Raw genomic sequence first — 20,937 nt, forward strand, 5'->3', positions numbered from 1 at the left:
CCATGTCGGCCGTCGAAGAGGCGATCACACGCGTCCACCACGAGGAGTGGGCGCGGGTGGTGGCCTCCCTCACCCGCCGCTTCGGCGACCTCGACCTCGCCGAGGAGATGGCGGCCGAGGCGTTCGCCACCGCGGTCGAGCGCTGGCCCGCCGACGGCGTACCCCCCAACCCAGGCGCCTGGATCACCACCACCGCCAACCGCAAGGCGATCGACCGGCTGCGGCGGGAGGCCCAGCGCGACGCGAAGCACCAGGCGGCCCTGATGATCACTCCACAGTTCTCGGGGGCGGACACACCCCCGGAGCCCACTGGCGCGGTCGAGGACGACCGGCTGCGGCTGCTCTTCACCTGCTGCCACCCGGCGCTCGCGATGGAGGCCCGCGTCGCGCTCACCCTGCGCATGGTCGGCGGCCTGACGGTGCCCGAGATCGCGCACGCGTTCCTCGTCCAGGAGACGACGATGGGTCAGCGGATCACCCGGGCCAAGAACAAGATCAAGGCGGCCAGGATCCCCTACCGCGTGCCCGAGGCCGCGGACCTGCAGGAGCGGCTCGCCGGCGTGCTCGCGGTGCTGTACCTCGTCTTCAACGAGGGCTACCTCGCCACCGGCGAGGAGTCGGAGGCGGTCCGCGGCGACCTGACCGCCGAGGCGATCCGGCTCACCCGGCTGGTCCGCGAGCTTCTCCCGTACGACGGTGAGGTGATCGGCCTGCTGGCGCTGATGCTCCTCTCCGAGGCCCGCCGGGCTGCCCGGGTCTCGGCGACCGGCGAGCTCGTACGGCTCGACGAGCAGGACCGCGGCGCCTGGGACCGTGCGCTCATCGCCGAGGGGCACGCCCTCGTGCGGGAGCGGCTGGTTGCGGTGGCGCGCGGTGGCGAGCGGCCCGGGCGCTACCAGATCCTGGCCGCCATCAACGCCGTCCACACCGACGCGCTCGACGCCCGCGACACCGACTGGTCCCAGGTCGCGGCGCTCTACGACCAGCTCGCGGCGATCGACCGCAACCCCATCGTGGTCCTCAACCGGGCCGTCGCGGTCGCGGAGCTGGACGGCCCCGAGGTGGCGCTCGCCGAGGTCGACCGGCTCGAGCCCGCGCTGGCGGGCTACCACGCCTTCCACGTGACCCGCGCCGACCTGCTGCGGCGGCTGGGCCGGAGCGCGGAGTCGCGGGCGGCGTACGACCGCGCGATCGAGCTCGCCGGCAACGCCGCGGAGGTCGCCCACCTCACCCGGCGCCGCGACCAGCTGGTCGAGTGACGCGGCCGGGCCGTATCGGCGCCGGCCGTCCGTACATTCGCCGGAATCCGCTTGCGCGCCCATGGCAGGCTGACGCCATGACGAGCCCTCTGACGCTCCCCGACGACGAGTCCGCCGAGTCCTGGGTCAAGGAGCGTACGGCGACGGGGCTGGCCCGTGCCCGCGAGCTCGCCGACGGGCTGAAGGCCGCACCGGCGTCCGACGCCCTCGGGGTGCTGAGGATCTGGGATGAGGTGATGCTCGCCCTCCACAACCTCAGCGGGATGGCGTCGCTGCTCGCCAACGTCCACCCCGTCGAGGCGGTCCGCTCGACGTGCGAGGACACCGAGGCGGAGGTGGACCGGCTGCGCACCGAGCTGAGCCAGGACGCCGAGCTGTACGCCGTCTTCGCCGGTCTCTCCGAGGACCAGACCGCCGCGCTCGACCCCCTCGCCGCCCGCTTCCTCGCCAAGACGCTGCAGGACTTCCGCCGCGCCGGCGTCGACCGGGACGAGGGCACCCGGGCGCGGCTGAAGGAGATCAACGAGCGGCTCACCGAGCTCGACCAGGAGTTCTCCCGGGTCATCCGCGACGACGTCCGGACGATCAGGGTGACCCCCGACCGGCTCGCCGGCATGCCGGCCGACTGGCTGGAGGCACACCCGGTCGACGAGGACGGCCTCGTCACGGTCACGACCGACTACCCCGACAGCCTGCCGACCCGGATGTTCGCCCACGACGCCGGCGTGCGCCGCGAGCTCACCGCCGCCTTCCTCGACCGCGGCTGGCCCCGCAACGAGCCGGTCCTGCGCGAGCTGTTCGACCTGCGCCACGAGCTGGCCACCCTGGTCGGCTACCCCGACTGGGCGTCCTACGACGCCGAGGTCAAGATGATCGGCTCCGGCGAGGCAGTGCCGGAGTTCATCGACAAGATCGCTGCGGCCGCCGAGGGCCCGATGAAGCGTGACCTCGACATCCTGCTCACCCGCTTCCGCCAGGACGTTCCCGAGGCCGACGCGATCACCACCGCCGACTCGCTCTACTACGAGGAGCTGGTCCGCAAGGAGCAGCTCGACGTCGACTCCCAGCTGGTCCGCACCTACTTCGACTTCACCAAGGTCCGGCAGGGCCTGCTCGACGTCACCGGCCGGCTCTTCGGTGTGCGGTACGACGAGGTGCCCGACGCCCGGACGTGGCACGAGGACGTGACCGTCTACGACGTCGTACGCCTCGAGGACGGTAAGCACCTCGGCCGCATCTATCTCGACCTGCACCCGCGGGAGGGGAAGTACAAGCACGCCGCCCAGTTCGACCTGACCCCCGGCCTCGCCGGTCGGCAGCTCGCGGAGGGCGTGCTGGTCTGCAACTTCTCCCGCGGCCTGATGGAGCACGACCACGTGGTGACCCTGTTCCACGAGTTCGGCCACCTCGTCCACCACGTCCTCGCGGGCCAGGGGGACTGGACGCGGTTCTCGGGAGTCGCCACCGAGTGGGACTTCGTCGAGGCGCCCTCGCAGATGCTCGAGGAGTGGGCGTGGGACCCTGACGTCCTGCAGACCTTCGCCACGAACGCCGAGGGCGAGCCGATCCCGGCCGGGCTGGTCGCCCGGATGCGCGCGGCCGACGACTTCGGCAAGGGCTACCACGCGCGCACGCAGATGTTCTACGCGGCGGTCTCGTACCGCTTCCACGTCGACCGGCCCGCCGACCTCACCTCGGCGATGATCGAGCTGCAGGAGACCTACGCCCCCTGGCCCTACATCCCCGACACGCACTTCTTCGCGGCGTTCGGGCACCTCGGCGGCTACTCCTCGGCGTACTACACCTACATGTGGTCCCTGGTCATCGCGAAGGACCTCTTCAGCGCCTTCGACCCCGACGACCTCTTCGCGCCCGAGGTGGCCGGCCGCTACCGCGACCGGGTCCTCGCGCCGGGCGGCTCGAAGGACGCCGCCGACCTCGTCGCCGACTTCCTCGGTCGGCCCTTCACCTTCGACGCGTACGCCGCGTGGCTGGCCCGCTGACCGCGCCGCCTTGCGTCGGGGCGCTTCTCTGCGTACGATAGCGATATATCGCGAACGATTGCGATAATCTCAACACCTACGAAGGAGGCTGTCATGCGACAGCGATTCGACTCAGAGTTCAACTCAGGAAACGAAGGCCCCCGCCGCCGCGGACCCCGCGGCCGCTCGGGCCAGTGGCACCACCACCCCGGTGGTCCGTGGGGCGACTGGGACCAGCGCGGACCGCGGCGCGGAGGCGGCCGACGTGGCGAGGCGCCCCCGCCGTGGCTGGCCGGATTCCTCGGCCTCGAGGAGGAGGGCCGTCGTCGCGGCGCCCGGGTGCGCCGCGGCGACGTACGCTCCGCGATCATCGACGTCCTCGCCAAGGCCGCCGAGGCGGGCGAGCCGATCAACGGCTACCAGGTGATCCAGCAGATCGCCGAGCGCAGCGGTGGCGTGTGGAGGCCGAGCCCCGGCTCCGTCTACCCGACGATCCAGCAGCTCGAGGACGAGGGCCTCATCGAGTCCGACGACGAGCACGGCCGCCGGGCGATCCGGCTCACCGAGGACGGCAGGGCGTACGCCGCCGAGCACGCCGAGCAGCTCGCTGCCGTCTGGCGCCCGTTCGACCGGGCCGAGGAGGAGAGCGCCGACCGGCCCCGGATCAGCGGGCTGCGCCGCGAGATGAGCCAGGTGATGGCGGCCGCGTGGCAGATCGCCACGACCGGCTCGGACGCGCAGCGCGCGGCCGCGTCGGAGACGCTCGCCGAGACGCGGCGCCGGCTCTACGGGATCCTCGCAGAGGGTCCGGAGGACCAGGCGAGCGAGGAGTAGGGCGCGTCGCGCGTCCATTTCCGCGACCCCGGCGAGACAAGGCGCATGGTTGTGACTACTGTCACGCCGTTAACCGTCTCGTTCGGAGGTGAGCTATGCCTGCTCGAAGTACAGGCTTGTGGGCCACCGTCGGCGTCCTCCTGATCCTGGCAGCAGTGCCCCCACTGCTGGTGCCGGTGTACGCCAAGGAGGACCCGACGCTGTGGGGTTTCCCGTTCTTCTTCTGGTTCCAGTTCGTCCTGGTGATCTGGGCCGCCGTCATGACCACGAGTGCCTACTTCCTGGCCAAGGAGGCGTTCCGGCGTGACCGGGCCGCCCGCGGCCGCCCCTGGGAGGAGCCCAAGTGAGCGGCGTGGCCTTCGGGGTCTTCCTCTTCCTCTTCCTGCTCGTCACGATCATGGGCTTCTCGGCGGCCCGCTGGCGACGGGCCAAGTCGATGGACAACCTCGACGAGTGGGGCCTGGGCGGCCGGGGCTTCGGCACCTTCATCGCCTGGTTCCTCATCGGGGGCGACATCTACACGGCGTACACCTTCATCGCGGTGCCGGCCACGCTCTTCGCGGGCAGCGCGACGGGGTTCTTCGCGGTGCCGTACACCATCGTCATCTACCCCTTGGTGTTCATGTTCCTGCCGCGGCTGTGGTCGGTGAGCCACCGGCACGGCTTCGTCACGCCGGCCGACTTCGTCGAGGGGCGGTACGGCAGCAAGAGCCTCGGCCTGGCGATCGCCGTGACCGGCATCGTCGCGACGATGCCCTACATCGCGCTGCAGTTGGTCGGCATGCAGGTGGTGCTCGACGTCATGGGCCTGAAGTCGAGCAGCGACAACTGGTTCCTCAAGGACCTGCCGCTGTTCGTCGCCTTCATCATCCTGGCGGCCTACACCTACTCCTCGGGCCTGCGCGCCCCGGCGATGATCGCGTTCGTGAAGGACACCCTGATCTACATCGTGATCATCGTGGCCGTCATCTACATCCCGCATCAGCTCGGCGGGTGGGGCCACGTCTTCGACGTGGTCAAGAGCGGCTTCAGCGACTTCGACACGCAGAACGCCGACGCGATCGCGTCCGGTGACGCCGCGGCGAAGGCCGTCTACCCGGCCACGGGCATCGGTCAGTGGGCCTACGCGTCGCTGGCGCTCGGCTCGGCACTGGCGCTGTTCATGTACCCGCACTCGATCACCGGCGTCCTGTCCACGCGCAGCCGCAACGTGATCCGGCGCAACGCCAGCCTGCTGCCGGCGTACTCCTTCCTGCTCGGCCTGCTCGCGCTCCTCGGCTTCGTCGCCGTGGCCGCGGCCGTCGAGGTCGGGGACCCGCCGAACGCGCAGCTCGCGATCCCGCAGCTGATGGAGGACCAGTTCCCGTCGTGGTTCGCGGGCGTGGCGTACGCCGCGATCGTCATCGGCGCGCTCGTGCCGGCGGCGATCATGTCCATCGCGGCGGCCAACCTCTTCACGCGCAACATCTACAAGGCGTTCTTCCGCCCGAACGCGGACCCGACCGAGGAGGCGAAGGTCGCCAAGCTGGTCTCGCTCGTGGTCAAGGCGGGCGCACTGGTCTTCGTCCTCGCGATGAGCAAGACCTTCGCGATCAACCTGCAGCTGCTCGGCGGCGTCTGGATCCTGCAGACGTTCCCGGCCATCGTGGCGGGGCTCTACACCCGCTGGTTCCACCGGTGGGCGCTGCTCGCCGGGTGGCTCGCCGGGATGATCTACGGCACCGTCGTCGCCTACAACACGCCGTCGCCGACGCAGGCGCACTTCGGGGGCTCGGTCCACAACTTCCCGGGCACCGAGACGCCGATCTACATCGCGGTCACCGCGTTCATCCTGAACCTCGTGATCGCTGTCGTCCTCACCGTCGTCCTGCGGGTGGCCAAGGTGCCGGACGGCACCGACCGCACCAGGCTCGAGGACTACACCGCCGACCTCGGTGACACCGGGGTCGAGGCGGAGCTGGGTCCGGAGATCCCGGTCCACTGAGGTGGTAGGAGTCCCCGGTTCACCGGGGACTCCGGAACTCCCGGGGCGAAATGACGCCCCGGGAGTTCCGCATCTGCCCAGGAAGTCGGGCGATCAGTCCTTGTTGAGGACGCGGTTGGCGACGCCGAAGGCGGTGTTGGCCGCCGGGACGCCGACGTAGACGGCGGACTGCAGGAGCACCTCGACGATCTCCTCCTTGCTCAGCCCGTTGGTGAGCGCGGCGCGGAGGTGGAACTCCAGCTCCTCGAAGTGCCGGCCGGCGATCAGCGCGGTGAGGACGGCGATCGAGCGGTCCCTCCGCGCCAGGCCGGGACGGGTCCAGATGCCGCCCCAGGCGTAGCGGGTGATGAACTCCTGGAAGTCCCGGTTGACGTCGGTGACCTTCGAGCTCGCCCGGTCGACGTGCTCGTCGCCGAGCACTTGGCGGCGCACCGTCATGCCCGCGTCGTACGCCGGGTCGTACGCCGGGTTGGCGCCGGCGGCGCTCGAGGCGTGGTCGGCGATCAGGCTCGCCACCGCCCGGGGAGCCTCGGCCGGGGCGAGGTGGGCGACGCCGTCGAGCTCGACGAACCGCCCGTCCCGTACGCCGTCGGCGAGCGCGCGGAGCAGCTCGGGCGGGGTGGCTGCGTCGTGGGTGCCGGCGACCGCCAGGACCGGGGCGGCCACCTCGTGGAGCCGCTCCCGGACGTCGTACGCCGCCAGCGCATCGCACACGAGGGCGTAGCCCTCCTTGTCGGCGTCGCGGAGCGAGTTGAGCAGCGCGCCGCCGAGCTCGGGGCTGCGGTCGAGGAAGCCCGGCCCGAACCACCGCTCGGCCGAGCCGGAGATCATGACCGGGGTGCCGGACGTGCGGACGAGCTCCGCGCGCTCGCGCCACATCGTCTCGTCGGCGATCTTCGCGCCGGTGCACACCAGCGTCGCGGCACTGACGCGCCCGGGGGAGTCGAGCAGGAGGTGCAGGCCGACCGCCCCGCCGACCGAGTCGCCGGCGTACGCGAAGGCGCCGCCGTCCTCGCCCCGCTCGGCGAGGACCTTCTCGACCGACGCGAGTACGCCGGCGGCGAGCTCGGCCAGGTCGAACGGCCCGCTCGGCGGCGTGCCGCGGCCGTGACCGGGCAGCTCCCAGCCGACCACGTGGAAGCGGTCGCCGAGGGCCTTCGCGCACTCTCCCCACAACGCGGTGACCGAGGTGCCCAGCGAGGGGCCGACCACGAGCAGCGGACGTCCGGGGTCGCCGGCCAGCTGCACCACCGTGATGCTCGGGACTGTCACAGGAGCTCCTTCCACCGGGCGCTCGCCCGGCTGATCGCGTCGTCGATGAGCGCGTCGTTGGCGCCCAGGTAGTCGTCGTCGGGCGGCACTGCAGCGCCACCCACCAGCTTCGCCAGCCCGGCCTGCTCCGCGTGCAGCGCCTCGCCGGCGGCCTCCGCGGTCGTTCGCATCCGGTCGGCGTCCACCTGCAGGCCCTGGAGCAGCTCGGTGGTCTGCGAGGCGGCCACGACGCTGCGACGGGCCAGCGTGCGCAGGGTCGCCCACTCGGTGTGCCAGGCGCCGTCGGGCCTCTCGTCGACGTACGCCGCGGCAGCTGTGTGCAGCGACGCGGCCAGCGGGGGCGCCGCGAGCGCGTGCCTGCGGACGAGCAGCGAGAGGACGGGGTTGGACTTCTGCGGCATCGTCGAGGAGCCGCCGCGTCCCTCCACGGTCGGCTCGGCGAGCTCACCGAACTCCGGGCGGGCGAGCAGCGCAACGTCGCCCGCGACGTGCCCCCACGCGTCGGAGCAGCCGACGAGGGCGTCGGCCGCTCCGGTGAGGTGGGAGCGGTCCGTGTGCCACGGCGCGCAGGCGACCAGCTCGAGGTCCTCGGCCGCGGCGCTCGCGGCGCTGCGTGCCGCCGAGACGGGGTCCGCGAGCCCGCGCAGGCGGGCGAGCTCGACCACGGCCGCCAGCGTGCCGGCCGCGCCGCCGAGCTGCGCCGGCAGCGACGTACGCGACCGGCGTACGCCCTCGACCGCGTGGGTCAGCCCGGAGAGCCAGCCGGCGGCCTTGAGCCCGAAGGTCGTGGGTACGGCGTGCTGGGTGAGCGTGCGGCCCGCCATGACCGTCCCGCGGTGGCGGCGGGCGAGCCGGACCAGGGCCGCGGCCTGCCGGCCGAGCTCGTCGTCGATCCGCTCGAGCACGTCGCCGAGGCAGAGGACGAGCGCGGTGTCGAGCACGTCCTGGCTCGTCAGGCCGCGGTGGACCCAGGTGGAGGCCTCGCCGCCCACCCGCTGCCGCAGCAGCGCGACGAGGCCGATGACCGGGTTGCCCCCGGCCTCGGCGCCGCGCGCGAGGTCGTCGACGTCGGCCTCGCCGACCAGGCCACCGAGCGGCGCCCGGGCGCCGCCCGGAGCGATCCCGGCGTCCGCGATCGCCGCGAGCCAGGCGTCCTCGACCTGCACCATGGCAGCGACGAACGCGCCGTCGGAGAAGAGGTCGCCGGCGCGCTCGTCCCCCGGCCAGAGCAGGTCCATCACTGGTGGGTCAGGAAGACGGTCTCCCGCGGGCCCTGGAGGTGGATGTCGAACCTGAACCCACCCGGCTCGGCGGTCGCGATGAGCGTCGGGCGCTCGTCGTCGGTCAGCGCCTGCAGCAGCGGGTCGCCGGCGTTGGCCGGGTGGTCGGGCAGGTAGATCCGGGTGAAGAGCTTGTCGAGCAGACCGCGGGCGAAGACCGTGACCGCGAAGAACGGCGCCCGGCCCTCCTCGGTCGGGCCGGGCACCACCGTCGAGAAGGTGTAGTGACCGGTCAGGTCGGTCTCGGCGCGGCCCCAGCCGGTGAAGGTCCAGCCGTCGCGGTGCAGCGAGCCCTGCTCCTGCGGGATCGAGCCGTCGGGGGCGGCCTGCCAGATCTCGACCAACGCGTCGGGGATCGGCTGGCCGTCGCCGTCGAGCACCCACCCGTGGAGGCGTACGGCGTCGCGGCTGCCGGGCGGCACGAGGTCGCCGTCGCCGGCGTACGGCAGCGCCTGGCCGAAGAACGGCCCGACGGTCTGGCCGGGGGTCGGGAACAGCGTGGTCACTCGCTCTCCTCCATGTAGGTCCGGCTCGGGCCGGTCAGGACGATGTCCCACTTGTAACCCATGCTGAACTCGGGCTTCGTCTGGTCGTGGTCGTAGGTCGCCACGAGCGCCTCACGGGCCTTGGGGTCGGTGATCGACTGGTAGATCGGGTCGAGCGCGAAGAGCGGGTCGCCGGGAAAGTACATCTGCGTGACGAGCCGCTGGGTGAAGGCCCGGCCGAAGATGGAGAAGTGGATGTGGGCCGGACGCCACGCGTTGAGGTGGTTGCCCCACGGGTACGGCCCCGGCTTGATCGTCTGGAACCAGTAGTTGCCGTCGTCGTCGGTGATGCAGCGCCCGACGCCGACGAAGTTGGGGTCGAGCGGCGCGGGGTGCTGCTCGTGCTTGTGGATGTAGCGCCCGGCCGCGTTGGCCTGCCACACCTCGATGAGCTGGTTGCGCACCGGTCGGCCGTCGCCGTCGGTGACCCGGCCGGTGACGGTGATCCGCTCGCCGATCGGCTCGCCGCTGCCGGCGATCGTGAGGTCGGCCTCGAGCGGGTCGACGTCAAAGTGGCCGAAGCACGGGGCCCAGAGCTCGATCGTCTCCGGATCGACGTGGCGGGGGTCCTTGGTGGGGTGCCGCAGGATGCTCGAGCGGTACGGCGGGTAGTCGAGCAGCGGCTGGTTGACGGTGAGTCCGCCCTGCTCCAGGGAGTGGGCGATCTCGGCGATCTCGCCGGAGATCTGGGCCTGGGTCGTGGACGCGGCGTCAGAGGACGGCACCGCTCCCTTCTCGGCCTCCTGGGTCTTGTCTGTGCTGGTGGTCACACGACGACGGTAGGTGTCGGCCCCGGGTCGTGGAAGACTGGCCTTCCGCTCAGCGAAAGCGAGATCGAAGGAAGGGGCGAGGATGGCCGGAAATACCGCCACTCCGGGCGCGTCGGTGGCCTCCCGCGTCCTGGCGATCATCGGCGCGTTCGACGCCGGCCACCGCCGGCTGTCCCTCACCGATCTCGCCCGGCGGGCCGGACTCCCGCTGCCGACCGCCCACCGGCTGGTCAAGGAGCTCACCGAGTGGGGCGCGCTGGTCCGCGACGAGGACGGGACGTACGTCGTCGGGCGTCGGCTGTGGGACGTCGGCCTGCTCGCCCCCGTGGCCAGCGACCTGCGCTCGGTCGCGGTCCCGTTCCTGCACGACATCTACGGCGCGACGCTGGAGACCGTCCACCTCGCCGTCCGCGAGGACGACCACGTGCTCTACCTCGACACCCTGCGCGGCAGCCGGTCGGTGCCGATCGTCTCCTCGGTCGGGTCCCGCCTCCCGATGCACTGCACGGGGGTCGGCAAGGTCCTGCTGGCGCACGCGCCCGACGACGTACGCCGGCGGGTGCTGTCGTCGCCGTTGCAGCGCTTCACCCGCTACACGGTCACCTCGCCGGCCCGGCTGGAGGAGCAGCTCGAGCGGGTGCTCGTCGACGGCTACGCGACCACGGGCGAGGAGATGACCCCCGGCGCCTGCTCGGTCGGGGTGCCGATCGTCACCGCGTCGGGAGTCGTCGGTGCGCTCGGGATCGTGGTCGCCGATCTGCGCCGCTCGCGGTCGCGGCTGGTCGCCTCGCTCCAGGTCGCCGCCCAGGGCGTCGCGCGCGGGCTCCGTTAGGCACCGGTGGTGGTCCCGCGGTGGACCCAGGTCGAGGTGACCTCCATCCCGACCTTGCGGTAGAGCGACAGCGCGCCGGTGCGGGAGTCGGTCGAGAGCGTCGACCTCGTCGCGCCGTGCGCCCGGGCCGCGGCGAAGGCGTCGACGAGCAGGGCCTGGGCGAGTCCGAGGCCGCGCTGGTCGGAGCGGGTCGCGAGCCGGTCGACGTACCCCTCGTCGCCGTCGCCGGCCAGCAGGATCACCGCGGCCGCCACGACGGCGCCGGACGGGTCGGTGACGACCCGGAGGTTCCAGTCCTCGAAGCCGGGCCGGCCGACCACCGAGGAGAGCCAGTCCTCGAGCGGCTCCTTCGCGCGGTCGGACCACTCCAGGAACGCGTCCTCGACCACGTGCCAGCACGCCTCGTGGTCGACCGGCGTCGCCTCGCGCACGGCGTACCCGGGCGGCAGCGGCCGGTCCGGCACGCGCGCCCCCGCGGGCAGCTCCAGCACCCAGGTCTCCCAGCGCACGCACCATCCGAGCGCCTCCAGCAGCCGGTCCCCGAGGGAGCCCTGCGGGTTGGGCATGCCGATCACCGGCTCGCCCAGCTCGCGGGCCCGCTCGACGACCCAGCCGGCGAGGGTGGTCCCGATCCCGCGGCCGCAGTGGTCCGGGTGGACGGACGCGTCGGCACGCCACCCGCCCGAGCACTCGGCGTACGCCACCAGCTCGCCGCCGGGTCCGACGACGCCGACGGTCCCCGCGGAGACGTCGTACGACGGCCGCTGCCAGTCGGCCACGATGTCGGCCTCCTCGATCTCGACCGTCCCGGTGGACGCGAGCTGCTCCGCGGCCATCACCGCGGTGACCGCCGCCGCGTCGGCGGTCACCAGCGGGCGCTGGGAGTAGCCGGTCGGGAGGGCGAGGGGCGCGGGCATGCCTGCCACGGTCCTCGTAAATCACGAACGGGGCCACCGGGTATCCGGTGGCCCCGTTCGCCGGTCTGGACCGGAGCAGTCAGCGTTCGACCAGGTCAGGCGTTCTTGATCGCCGAGACGTCGAACTCGAGCTTGATCTTCTCGGAGACGAGCACACCGCCGGTCTCGAGGGTGGCGTTGAAGTTCAGGCCCCACTCGGAGCGGTTGATCGCGGTCGCGCCCTCGAAGCCCACGCGGGTGTTGCCGAACGGGTCCTTGGCCGAGCCGGTGAGCTCGAAGGGGATGGTGACCGGCTTGGTGACGCCCTTGATCGTCAGGTCGCCGGTGATCTCCCAGGTCTCGCCGTCGAAGGCCACGTCGGTGGACTCGAAGGTGATGTAGGGGTGCGAGGCGTTCTCGAAGAAGTCACCGGAGAGCAGGTGGCCGTCACGGTCCTTGTTGCCGGTGTCGATCGAGGCGCTGTCGATCTTGAGCGACACCTTCGAGGCGGACGGGTTCGCGGTGTCTATGTGGGCGGTGCCCTCGAACTCCTTGAACGCACCGCGGACGGTGGTCACCATCGCGTGCCGGGCGGAGAAGCCGAGGCGGGTGTGGGCGACGTCGAGCGTGTAGTCGCCCGAGATGTCGTCGATCGCGGTCGTGGGGGCGTCGAAGGTCTCGACGGTGGTCTCGGTCTTGCGGCTGAAGATGCCCATGATGTCTGGCTCCCTGGAGATTTGGTTGAATCTGCAACGACTCTAACACGTGGCTCCCGCGGGCTATTCCCGGAAGATCCGGAAACTTTTCCCGGACGTACGACGAAGCCGCCGCTCCCCCAAGGGGTAGCGACGGCTCCGGAGCTGACTGCGCGGCGTCAGGCGGCGTGGTGGGTGGTGGTCACCGCGGCGCCGGCCGGGACCCAGCGAGCCTCGAGGCGGGTGCGGCCGCGAGTATCGGTCACCGGGATCCAGCGCATCTCGAGACGCTTGGACGTCATCGTGGAGTCCTTCATCAGACACCTCCTGTTCACCATTCGTTCACCAAAGGTACAGCGACCCCACTCGGCTGTCCACTATCCGGTGAGATTCGGCGCTGTTGCTCCACTACGGCCCATCGATCCGGCATGAACCGAGCCGGTCCGCTCCACCCGCGCCCGCTCAGGAGAGCAACGGGCGCACTTCCTCCCCCATCCAGGCGGCGAGACCGGCGGTGTCGGCCTCATCGAGAGTCGGCTGCACGGCCAGCGTGGTCGCGCCGGCCTCGGCGAACCTGCGCAGGCCCTCGGCGACCTGTTCGGCCGAGCCCCAGACGGCGAACCGGGCGAGGCCCGCGTCGTCGGCGACGTCGTGACCGAGCCCGGCGTAGTGCGCCCTGACCGCCTCGACCTGGTCGCGGTTGCGGGCGGTCGCGACGTTGACCACGACCTGGAACGGGTCGGTGCGGGCAGCCGCCTCCCGCCCGGCGGTGACCTGCTCGACCGCCTCGCGCAGGCCGTCGAGGCCGGTGGAGGCGGTCAGGACGACGCCGTCGGCGATCTCGCCGACGAGGCGCAGCGTCTTCGGGCCGGTCGCCGCCGCCAGGAGTGGAGGCGGTGAGGCGGGCGGCCAGTCGAGGCCCACGTCGTCGAGGGTGACGTAGCGCCCCGAGACGGTCAGCCGGTCACCGCCCAGCAGTGCCCGCAGCGCCTCGACGTGCTCGCGCAGCAGCGTCAGCGGCGAGCCGACCCGGGCTCCCACCTGCTCCATCCAGGTCTGCACGCCGTGGCCGACGCCGGGCACGGTCCGGCCCGGGAACATCCGCTCGATGGTGGCCAGCTCCATCGCGGTCAGCGCGACGTTGCGCAGCGGGACCGGCAGCACGCCGATGCCGATCCGCAGGCGCTCGGTCGCGGCGAGCAGCGCCGCCGTGGCGGCGACCCCGGTCTCGCGGAAGCAGTCCTCCCAGATCCACAGCTCCTCGAGCCCTGACGCCTCCGCGGCCCGGGCGACCGGGAGGTAGTCCTCGGGCGGGAGGTACGGCGTCGCGATGCAGGCCAGCACGGTCATGGTGTGGACGATACGGCGGCGCGCCGACACTCGCCCGCGGTCCGACGTACACGACACATCTGCCCGAAATCGGGCAAGAAGTTGGCCTTCCGCCCCGATCCAGTGCACCCTCGTCGATCGTGAGCGCTGAACCAGCCCTCGTCGACCACCTGGTCGCGACCACCGGTCTCACGCCCGCGGAGGCGGCCCGGGTGATCGAGGACGTGGTGGCGTTCCACGCCGAGCCGGTGGAGGAGTTCGTCCGCCGTCGGCACGCCCAACTGAAGACGTACGGCGCGAAGAACCCCGAGATCTTCGCGCAGATCGCGGCGGAGCTCGGGTCCCGCGTGGTCGCTGCCCCGCGGCTCACCGAGCGGCAGCTGCGACGGCTCGTCTACGGCTGAACCGACAGGAGAGAACCAGGATGTGCGGAATCGTCGGCTACATCGGCGCCCAGCAGGCGGCGCCCCTGCTCATCGAGGGACTGAGCCGCCTCGAGCACCGGGGCTACGACTCGGCCGGCGTCGCCGTCGTCGGGTCGCGGCTGCAGGTGACCAAGCGGGCCGGACGGGTCCGTGGCCTGGCCGACGCGCTGCCGAAGCGGACCTCCGGCCGGCTCGGGATCGGCCACACCCGGTGGGCGACGCACGGTCCCGCCAACGACACGAACGCCCACCCGCACACCGATGCGACCGGCACGGTGGCCGTCGTGCACAACGGCATCGTGGACAATGCCGCCGCCCTGCGCGAGCGGCTGACCGACGCCGGCGTCGAGCTGGCCAGCGACACCGACACCGAGGTGTTCGCCCACCTCGTCGGCCGCTCCGGGGCCGACACCCTCGAGGGCAAGGTCGTCGACGCGCTCGCCCAGGTCGAGGGGACCTACGGCCTCGCGGTCGTCCACGCCGACTTCCCCGACCGGATCGTCGTGGCCCGCAACGGGAGCCCGCTGCTCATCGGGGTGGGGGAGAAGGAGATGTACGTCGCCTCCGACCTCGCCGCTCTCGTCCGCCACACGACCACCGTCGCGCACCTCGACGACGGCGAGCTGGCGACGGTGACCGCGTCGGGCTTCACCACCTTCCGGCAGGACCTCACGCGTACCGCCACCGAGGCGCAGGAGGTCGACGTCGACCCGAGCGCCTATGAGTACGGCGAGCTGGCCGGCGAGCCGCGGATGTACACCGAGATGCTCGAGCAGCCCGCGTCCGTCGAGCGGACGCTGCGCGGCCGGCTCGACGAGCGGTTCGGCACCGCCCACCTCGGCGGGCTCAATCTCGACCCGCGCGAGCTGCGCGAGATCAGGCGGGTCAAGATCCTCGGCTGCGGCTCGGCGTACTACGTCGGCCAGATGGGCGCGGCCCTCGTCGAGGAGCTCGCCCGCGTCCCCGCCGACGCGGAGGCCGCGAGCGAGTTCCGCTACCGCAACCCGATCATCGAGCCCGACACGCTGTACGTCGCGGTGAGCCAGTCCGGCGAGACCATCGACACCCTGCTCGCGGTCGAGGAGATCAAGCGCAAGGGCGGCCGGGTGATCGGGCTGGTCAACGTGGTCGGCTCCGCGATCGCCCGGGCCTGCGACGGCGGGATCTACCTCCACGCCGGTCCGGAGGTCGCGGTCGCCTCCACGAAGGCGCTGACGACGATGTTCATCGGCTTCTCGCTGCTCGCCCTCCAGCTCGGCCGGGTCCGCGACCTGTCCATCTCCGACGGCAAGCGGCTGATCGCCGGCCTGCAGCGGCTGCCCGCCCAGATCGAGGAGATCCTCAAGGACGAGGACCACCTCGAGGAGGTGGCGAAGACGCTCGCCGCGGCGGAGAGCCTGTTCTTCGTCGGGCGCGTCCGCGGCTACCCGGTCGCCCGCGAGGGCGCGCAGAAGCTGAAGGAGATCAGCTACCGCCACGCCGAGGCCTACCAGACCTCCGAGCTCAAGCACGGCCCGCTCGCGCTCATCTCGCCCGAGGTGCCGACCGTCGCGATCGTGCCGCAGGACGAGCTGACCGAGCGCAACGTCGCCGCGCTGCACGAGATCAACGCCCGGCGCGGGCCGCTCGTCGTCGTCACCCACCCCGACGTCGACCTCGGCGAGCTTCCGGCCGCGCGGATCGACGTACCCAAGAACGAGGTCGAGCTCGACCCGATCCTGCTCACCATCCCGCTGCAGCTCCTGGCCTTCCACGCCGCCAAGGCGCTCGGCCTCGACGTCGACAAGCCGCGCAACCTCGCCAAGTCCGTCACCGTCGAATGACGCCGCCCTAGGCTACGGCCGTGACCATGCGCCTCGCCGGGATCAACGTCCACCCGGTCAAGAGCACCGCGATCCGGCCCGTCGAGACGGCGTACGTCGGGGTGCACGGCCTGGCCGGCGACCGCGAGTGGATGGTGGTGGACACCGCCGGGATGCTCGTCACCGCGCGCGACACGCCGAGACTGTTCCACGTCGTTGCCGACAACGCCGCCACGGGGCTCGACGACCTCGACGGCGCGGACCTCCGGTTGAGCGCTCCCGGTCTCGACCCGCTCGACGTCCGGATCCCGACGCAGCCGGGAGCGGAGGTCGGCGTGCGCTTCTTCGGCGGGACGGTGCGCGCCCGGCCGGCGGGGGAGGCGGCGGACGCCTGGCTGCGCCGGGCGCTCGGCAGCGACGACCTGCGGCTGGTGTGGTGCCATGAGCCGGAGGCACGGGTGGTCGAGGGGCCGGGCCTCGAGGACGGCCGACACCACGCCGTCTTCCAGGACGACTCGCCCGTCTCGCTCCTGTCGGACGCGTCGGTCGCCGCGCTCAACGGCTGGACCGGCGAGGAGATCCCGGCCCGGCGCTTCCGGGCCAACCTCCTCGTCGACGGCGCGCCGACCGCCTTCGCCGAGGACGGGTGGTCGGTACTGACCATCGGCGGTGCGCGGCTCCGCGTGGTGGTCCCGATCGCGCGCTGCTCCATGACCACCATCGACCCCGACACGCTCACGACGGGCAAGGAGCCGATCCGCACGCTCGCCCGACACCGCAAGTGGAGCGGGCAGACGTGGTTCGCCGTGCACCTCGTGGTCGAGCAGCCCGGCGAGATCGCCGTCGGCGACGAGCTCGTCCTGGGCTGACCCACAGGCGACCGGCCCCGTCAGCGCATGGCGGGGCCGGTCGGGTCGGTGGTCAGTGCTGGTGCACGATGACGCCGCGGATGTTGGCGCCGTTGAGAAGGTCGTCGTACCCCTCGTTGACCTGGTCGAGGGTGTAGGTCCGGGTCACCAGCTCGTCGAGCTTGAGGTCGCCGTTCTGGTAGAGCCCGAGGATCTTCGGGATGTCGTACGTCGGGTTGCAGTCGCCGAACAGCGACCCCTTCACGGACTTCCGGAAGAGCGTCATGACCGCGCCGGGCAGCTGGACGGAGAGGTCCTCGAGGCTGTTGAGGCCGGTCAGGACGATGGTGCCGCCCTTGCCGATCGTGGTGAAGGCGTCGCCGACGATGTCGGCCGTCACGAGGCCCGCGCAGAGGATCGCCGAGTCGGCCATCTGGCCACGGGTGAGGTCCGGGATCGCCTCGTTGGCCTCCTGGCCGCTGGCGAAGGCGTGGGTGGCGCCGAGCTCGAGGGCCTTCTGGCGCTTGTTCTCGAGCGGGTCGATGGCGATGACGTGCTTGGCGCCGGCGTACGCCGCCCCCTGGATCGCGTTAATGCCGATCCCGCCGATGCCGTAGACGGCGACGGTGTCGCCGGGCTGGACGTCGGCGGTGTTGACCGCCGAGCCCCATCCGGTGGGCACCCCGCAGCCCACCAGGACCGCCTTGTCGAGCGGCAGGCTCTCGTCGACGGCCACCGCGCTGTTCTGGTGGATGACGCCGTACTGGCTGAAGGTGCCGAGCATGCACATCGCGCCGTACTGACCCTGCGGGCCGGTGTTGGGGAACCGCTCGCCCGGGAGGTAGCCGTCGAGGATCGTCGCGCCCATGTCGCAGATCGACTGGCGGCCGGTCGCGCAGTAGCGACAGGTTCCGCAGTTGGGGATGAAGGAGCAGACCACGTGGTCGCCCGGCTTCACCCGGGTGACGCCGGGGCCGACCTCCTCGACGACCCCGGCGCCCTCGTGCCCGAGGATCAGCGGGAGCCGGGCCGGCATGTCGCCGTGCGCGATGTGGATGTCGGAGTGGCACAGCCCGGCGTACAGGTAGCGGATCAGGACCTCGCCCTCACCGGGCCTGTCGAGTTCGAGCTCCTCGATCTCGATCGGCTTGCCGGGCTCGTAGACGACTGCGGCCTGGGTCTTCATAGGACCTCCTCGGGGTGATGAGAGTGTGACCCCGATCACGGTAGGAGGGCAAGGTTGGCGGACGGTTTGCAATCTAGGTGGCCTACGCCGGGGTGACGGGGCGCACCGCGACCACGAATCTTCGTGTGGTACGTGCGCGCACTACGCTTGCTCGGTGAGTACCGACGCAACTCCTGCCCTGACCGATGCCTCCTTCGACGACCTTGGGCTGGCCGCCGGCGTACTCGAGGCCGTGAAGGAGCTCGGCTACGAGACCCCCTCCGCCATCCAGGCCGCGACCATCCCGCTGCTGCTCGAGGGCCGCGACGTCGTCGGGCTGGCGCAGACCGGCACCGGCAAGACCGCGGCCTTCGCGCTGCCGATCCTCTCGAACCTCGACGTGTACGACGCCGCGAAGCCGCAGGCGCTCGTGCTGGCGCCGACGCGCGAGCTGGCGCTTCAGGTGTGCGAGGCGTTCGAGCGGTACGCCGCCCATCTTCCCGGCGTACGCATCCTTCCGGTGTACGGCGGCCAGGGCTACGGCCCCCAGCTGACCGCGCTGCGCCGCGGGGTGCACGTCGTCGTGGGCACGCCGGGCCGGATCATGGACCACCTGGAGAAGGGCACTCTCGACCTCTCCCAGCTCCGCTTCCTCGTGCTCGACGAGGCCGACGAGATGCTCAACATGGGCTTCGCCGAGGACGTCGAGACGATCCTCGCCGACACTCCCGAGGAGAAGCAGGTCGCGCTCTTCTCGGCAACGATGCCCGCGCAGATCCGGCGGCTGTCGAAGAAGTACCTCCGAGACCCGGAGGAGATCCAGGTCAAGGGCAAGACCCAGACCGCGGCCAACATCACCCAGCGCTACCTGATGGTCTCCTACCCGCAGAAGGTGGACGCCCTCACCCGCATCCTCGAGGTCGAGAACTTCGAGGGGATGATCGTCTTCGTCCGGACCAAGAACGAGACCGAGACGCTCGCCGAGAAGCTCCGCGCCCGCGGCTTCTCCGCCGCCGCGATCAACGGCGACGTCCCGCAGAACGTCCGCGAGCGCACGGTCAACCAGCTCAAGGACGCTTCCCTCGACATCCTGGTCGCCACCGACGTCGCCGCTCGCGGGCTCGACGTCGAGCGGATCAGCCACGTCGTCAACTACGACATCCCGACCGACACCGAGGCCTACGTCCACCGGATCGGCCGCACCGGCCGAGCCGGGCGCACCGGGGACGCGATCTCGTTCGTGACCCCGCGCGAGCGCTACCTGCTGCGCGCCATCGAGAAGGCCACCAGGTCGACGCTGCAGCAGATGCACCTGCCGAGCGTCGACGAGGTCAACGCCACCCGGCTCTCCCGGTTCGACGACGGCATCACCGCCGCGCTGGCCGAGACCGAGCGGGTCGAGTTCTTCCGCGACGTCGTACGCCACTACGTGGAGGAGTACGACGTCCCCGAGGTCGACGTCGCCGCGGCGCTGGCCGTCGTCCTGCAGGGCGAGGAGCCGCTGCTGCTCGAGCCGGAGCCGGAGCGGCCTGTGCGCGAGGATCGCCCGCGGCGCGACCGCGACGGCCGGGACCGCGGCACCGACGGCCGCGGCGAGCGGCGGTCGCGAGACACGGGTCAGCCGATGGCGACGTACAAGATCTCGGTCGGCCGCCGCCACAAGGTCGAGCCCCGTCAGATCGTCGGCGCCATCGCCAACGAGGGCGGGCTGAGGCGGGCCGACTTCGGCAACATCAGCATCCGTCCGGACTTCTCGCTCGTCGAGCTGCCCGCCGACCTCGCGCCCGAGACCTGGGCCGCGCTCGAGTCCACCCGGATCTCCGGCAAGCTCATCGAGCTGCGCCGCGACCAGGGCGCTCCGGGGAGGCGCTCCGGCGGCCCCCGGCGCGACGGCGGCTTCGACCGCGGGGACCGGGACGACCGACCGCGCAAGCCGCGGCACAAGGGCCCGCGCGACTGAGCGCTCCGGACTAGAGTGAGGTCGCAGCCACCGACCGATCCACCGGAGTGCCACCGTGCGCGAGATCGTCGTCTTCAGCGGCAACGCCCATCGCGGGCTGGCCGTCAGCATCTGCGACCACCTCGGGGTCGACCTCTCGCCGGCGACGATCTCGCGGTTCAGCAACGACTGCCTGCAGGTGCAGCTCGGAGCCAACTGCCGGCAGCGCGACGTCTACATCGTCCAGCCGTTCGTGCCGCCGACGCAGGACGCGCTCATGGAGATGCTGCTCATGATCGACGCCGCGCGGGGGGCCTCGGCGGCGCAGATCACGGCGGTGATCCCGCACTACGCCTACGCCCGGTCGGACAAGAAGGACGCCTCCCGGATCTCGATCGGCGGCCGGCTCGTCGCCGACCTGCTCGTGACGGCGGGCGCGCACCGGGTGCTGACGATGACGATGCACTCGCCGCAGGTCCACGGGTTCTTCTCGGTGCCGGTCGACCACCTCACCGCCCTCGGCGTGCTCGCCGACCACCTCCGCGGCCTCGACTGCGCCGACTGCATCGTGGTGTCGCCCGACTTCGGCAACGCGAAGGTGGCCAACCAGTTCGCCAGGCTGCTCGGCCTGCCGGTGGCGGCCGCCAGCAAGACCCGGCTGGCCGACGACCGGGTCGTCATCGACACCATCGTCGGCGACATCGCCGGCCGCCGGGCGATCATCCTCGACGACGAGATCGCCACCGGCGGCTCGATCCTGGAGCTGCTCCGCAAGCTCGAGGACCTCGGCTGTCCCGAGGCGGAGGTGGTCACCACCCACGGCCTGTTCACCGGCAAGGCCGCGGAGCGGCTGCGCGACCACCCGATGATCACCCGAGTGGTCACGACCGACACCGTCCCGCGGCCGGCTGACTGGCCCGAGCTCGAGGTGTGCTCCGTGGCGGGGCTCTTCGCCGAGGCCATCGCGCGCATCCACGAGGGCGAGTCGGTCAGCAGCCTCTTCGACGGCGTGGACCCGGCGTACGCCCCGCCCCGCGTCGGCGTGTGACGCACAAATCGGGTCGGGCCGGTCGGCCGCGG

20 protein-coding genes are annotated in these 20,937 nt (G+C 71.7%); 11 read left to right on the forward strand and 9 right to left on the reverse strand.

The window, feature by feature from the left end; translation table 11 throughout:
• Nucleotides 1–2 precede the first annotated feature (2 nt).
• From ABLE53_RS18520 to mctP, 5 genes are all read left to right on the forward strand, one after another.
• Nucleotides 3–1,259: an RNA polymerase sigma factor gene (locus tag ABLE53_RS18520; protein WP_348860609.1), complete on the forward strand. Its 1,257-nt coding sequence runs from the start codon at nt 3–5 to the stop codon at nt 1,257–1,259.
• Between the two features lie 77 nt (nt 1,260–1,336).
• Nucleotides 1,337–3,262: a M3 family metallopeptidase gene (locus ABLE53_RS18525; protein ID WP_348860610.1), complete on the forward strand. Its 1,926-nt coding sequence runs from the start codon at nt 1,337–1,339 to the stop codon at nt 3,260–3,262.
• Nucleotides 3,263–3,355: 93 nt separating this feature from the next.
• Complete coding sequence (locus tag ABLE53_RS18530; RefSeq protein ID WP_348860611.1) at nt 3,356–4,075, forward strand: PadR family transcriptional regulator; 720 nt, start codon at nt 3,356–3,358, stop codon at nt 4,073–4,075.
• Between the two features lie 95 nt (nt 4,076–4,170).
• Nucleotides 4,171–4,422 (forward strand): DUF3311 domain-containing protein, encoded by a 252-nt coding sequence (locus tag ABLE53_RS18535; protein ID WP_348860612.1) that lies wholly within the window; start codon nt 4,171–4,173, stop codon nt 4,420–4,422.
• Entirely contained in the window at nt 4,419–6,059 is a 1,641-nt protein-coding gene (mctP, locus tag ABLE53_RS18540; RefSeq protein WP_348860613.1) for a monocarboxylate uptake permease MctP, read from the forward strand. The genes ABLE53_RS18535 and mctP overlap by 4 nt, the downstream gene beginning before the upstream one ends.
• A 93-nt stretch (nt 6,060–6,152) precedes the next feature.
• On the opposite strand, the gene pcaDC is transcribed toward mctP, so the two are convergent.
• Genes pcaDC through pcaH form a run of 4 tightly spaced genes read right to left on the reverse strand, consistent with a single transcriptional unit; the run spans nt 6,153 to nt 9,926 of the window.
• On the reverse strand, nt 6,153–7,331 hold the full coding sequence (gene pcaDC / locus ABLE53_RS18545; protein ID WP_348860614.1) for a bifunctional 3-oxoadipate enol-lactonase/4-carboxymuconolactone decarboxylase PcaDC: 1,179 nt from the start codon (nt 7,329–7,331) through the stop codon (nt 6,153–6,155).
• Nucleotides 7,328–8,569, reverse strand: coding sequence for a lyase family protein (locus ABLE53_RS18550; RefSeq protein ID WP_348860615.1), 1,242 nt, complete (start codon nt 8,567–8,569; stop codon nt 7,328–7,330). The genes pcaDC and ABLE53_RS18550 overlap by 4 nt, the downstream gene beginning before the upstream one ends.
• Nucleotides 8,569–9,117 carry a protocatechuate 3,4-dioxygenase subunit alpha gene (pcaG, locus tag ABLE53_RS18555; RefSeq protein ID WP_348860617.1) on the reverse strand — a complete coding sequence of 183 codons (549 nt, stop codon included), beginning with the start codon at nt 9,115–9,117 and terminating at the stop codon, nt 8,569–8,571. The genes ABLE53_RS18550 and pcaG overlap by 1 nt, the downstream gene beginning before the upstream one ends.
• Nucleotides 9,114–9,926 carry a protocatechuate 3,4-dioxygenase subunit beta gene (gene pcaH / locus ABLE53_RS18560; RefSeq protein WP_348860618.1) on the reverse strand — a complete coding sequence of 271 codons (813 nt, stop codon included), beginning with the start codon at nt 9,924–9,926 and terminating at the stop codon, nt 9,114–9,116. Before pcaH ends, pcaG begins: the two co-directional genes overlap by 4 nt.
• An 82-nt stretch (nt 9,927–10,008) precedes the next feature.
• Between pcaH and ABLE53_RS18565 the strand changes: the two genes are divergently transcribed.
• Nucleotides 10,009–10,758 (forward strand): IclR family transcriptional regulator, encoded by a 750-nt coding sequence (locus ABLE53_RS18565; RefSeq protein ID WP_348860619.1) that lies wholly within the window; start codon nt 10,009–10,011, stop codon nt 10,756–10,758.
• Here ABLE53_RS18565 and ABLE53_RS18570 read toward each other — a convergent pair.
• The 4 genes from ABLE53_RS18570 to ABLE53_RS18585 all read right to left on the reverse strand — a co-directional run bounded on the left by ABLE53_RS18570 (nt 10,755) and on the right by ABLE53_RS18585 (nt 13,699).
• A complete protein-coding gene (locus ABLE53_RS18570; RefSeq protein WP_348860620.1) occupies nt 10,755–11,675 on the reverse strand; it encodes a GNAT family N-acetyltransferase in 921 nt (306 codons plus the stop codon). The genes ABLE53_RS18565 and ABLE53_RS18570 overlap by 4 nt on opposite strands.
• Before the next feature lie 95 nt (nt 11,676–11,770).
• The gene (locus ABLE53_RS18575; RefSeq protein WP_348860621.1) at nt 11,771–12,370 is read right to left on the reverse strand and encodes a YceI family protein; all 600 of its coding nucleotides are present in this window, start codon (nt 12,368–12,370) and stop codon (nt 11,771–11,773) included.
• Nucleotides 12,371–12,528: 158 nt separating this feature from the next.
• Nucleotides 12,529–12,666: a hypothetical protein gene (locus ABLE53_RS18580; RefSeq protein WP_348860622.1), complete on the reverse strand. Its 138-nt coding sequence runs from the start codon at nt 12,664–12,666 to the stop codon at nt 12,529–12,531.
• Nucleotides 12,667–12,811: 145 nt separating this feature from the next.
• A complete protein-coding gene (locus ABLE53_RS18585; protein ID WP_348860623.1) occupies nt 12,812–13,699 on the reverse strand; it encodes an LLM class flavin-dependent oxidoreductase in 888 nt (295 codons plus the stop codon).
• Nucleotides 13,700–13,818: 119 nt separating this feature from the next.
• Between ABLE53_RS18585 and ABLE53_RS18590 the strand changes: the two genes are divergently transcribed.
• The 3 genes from ABLE53_RS18590 to ABLE53_RS18600 are packed head-to-tail and all read left to right on the forward strand — an operon-like array spanning nt 13,819 to nt 16,774.
• Nucleotides 13,819–14,082, forward strand: coding sequence for a hypothetical protein (locus tag ABLE53_RS18590; RefSeq protein WP_348860624.1), 264 nt, complete (start codon nt 13,819–13,821; stop codon nt 14,080–14,082).
• Nucleotides 14,083–14,102: 20 nt separating this feature from the next.
• Nucleotides 14,103–15,926 (forward strand): glutamine--fructose-6-phosphate transaminase (isomerizing), encoded by a 1,824-nt coding sequence (glmS, locus tag ABLE53_RS18595; protein WP_348860625.1) that lies wholly within the window; start codon nt 14,103–14,105, stop codon nt 15,924–15,926.
• A 26-nt stretch (nt 15,927–15,952) separates the two neighbouring features.
• Nucleotides 15,953–16,774 (forward strand): MOSC domain-containing protein, encoded by an 822-nt coding sequence (locus ABLE53_RS18600; RefSeq protein WP_348860923.1) that lies wholly within the window; start codon nt 15,953–15,955, stop codon nt 16,772–16,774.
• Nucleotides 16,775–16,826: 52 nt separating this feature from the next.
• Here ABLE53_RS18600 and ABLE53_RS18605 read toward each other — a convergent pair whose 3' ends face one another.
• On the reverse strand, nt 16,827–17,939 hold the full coding sequence (locus tag ABLE53_RS18605) for an NDMA-dependent alcohol dehydrogenase (RefSeq protein WP_348860626.1): 1,113 nt from the start codon (nt 17,937–17,939) through the stop codon (nt 16,827–16,829).
• A 154-nt stretch (nt 17,940–18,093) separates the two neighbouring features.
• Here ABLE53_RS18605 and ABLE53_RS18610 point away from each other — a divergent pair, with 154 nt between their 5' ends.
• Entirely contained in the window at nt 18,094–19,878 is a 1,785-nt protein-coding gene (locus ABLE53_RS18610) for a DEAD/DEAH box helicase (RefSeq protein WP_348860627.1), read from the forward strand.
• A gap of 55 nt (nt 19,879–19,933) precedes the next feature.
• Nucleotides 19,934–20,905 (forward strand): ribose-phosphate diphosphokinase, encoded by a 972-nt coding sequence (locus ABLE53_RS18615; protein WP_348860628.1) that lies wholly within the window; start codon nt 19,934–19,936, stop codon nt 20,903–20,905.
• Nucleotides 20,906–20,937: the final 32 nt, after the last annotated feature.

Source organism: Nocardioides asiaticus (assembly GCF_040049175.1).
Lineage (GTDB): Bacteria > Actinomycetota > Actinomycetes > Propionibacteriales > Nocardioidaceae > Nocardioides > Nocardioides cheoyonin.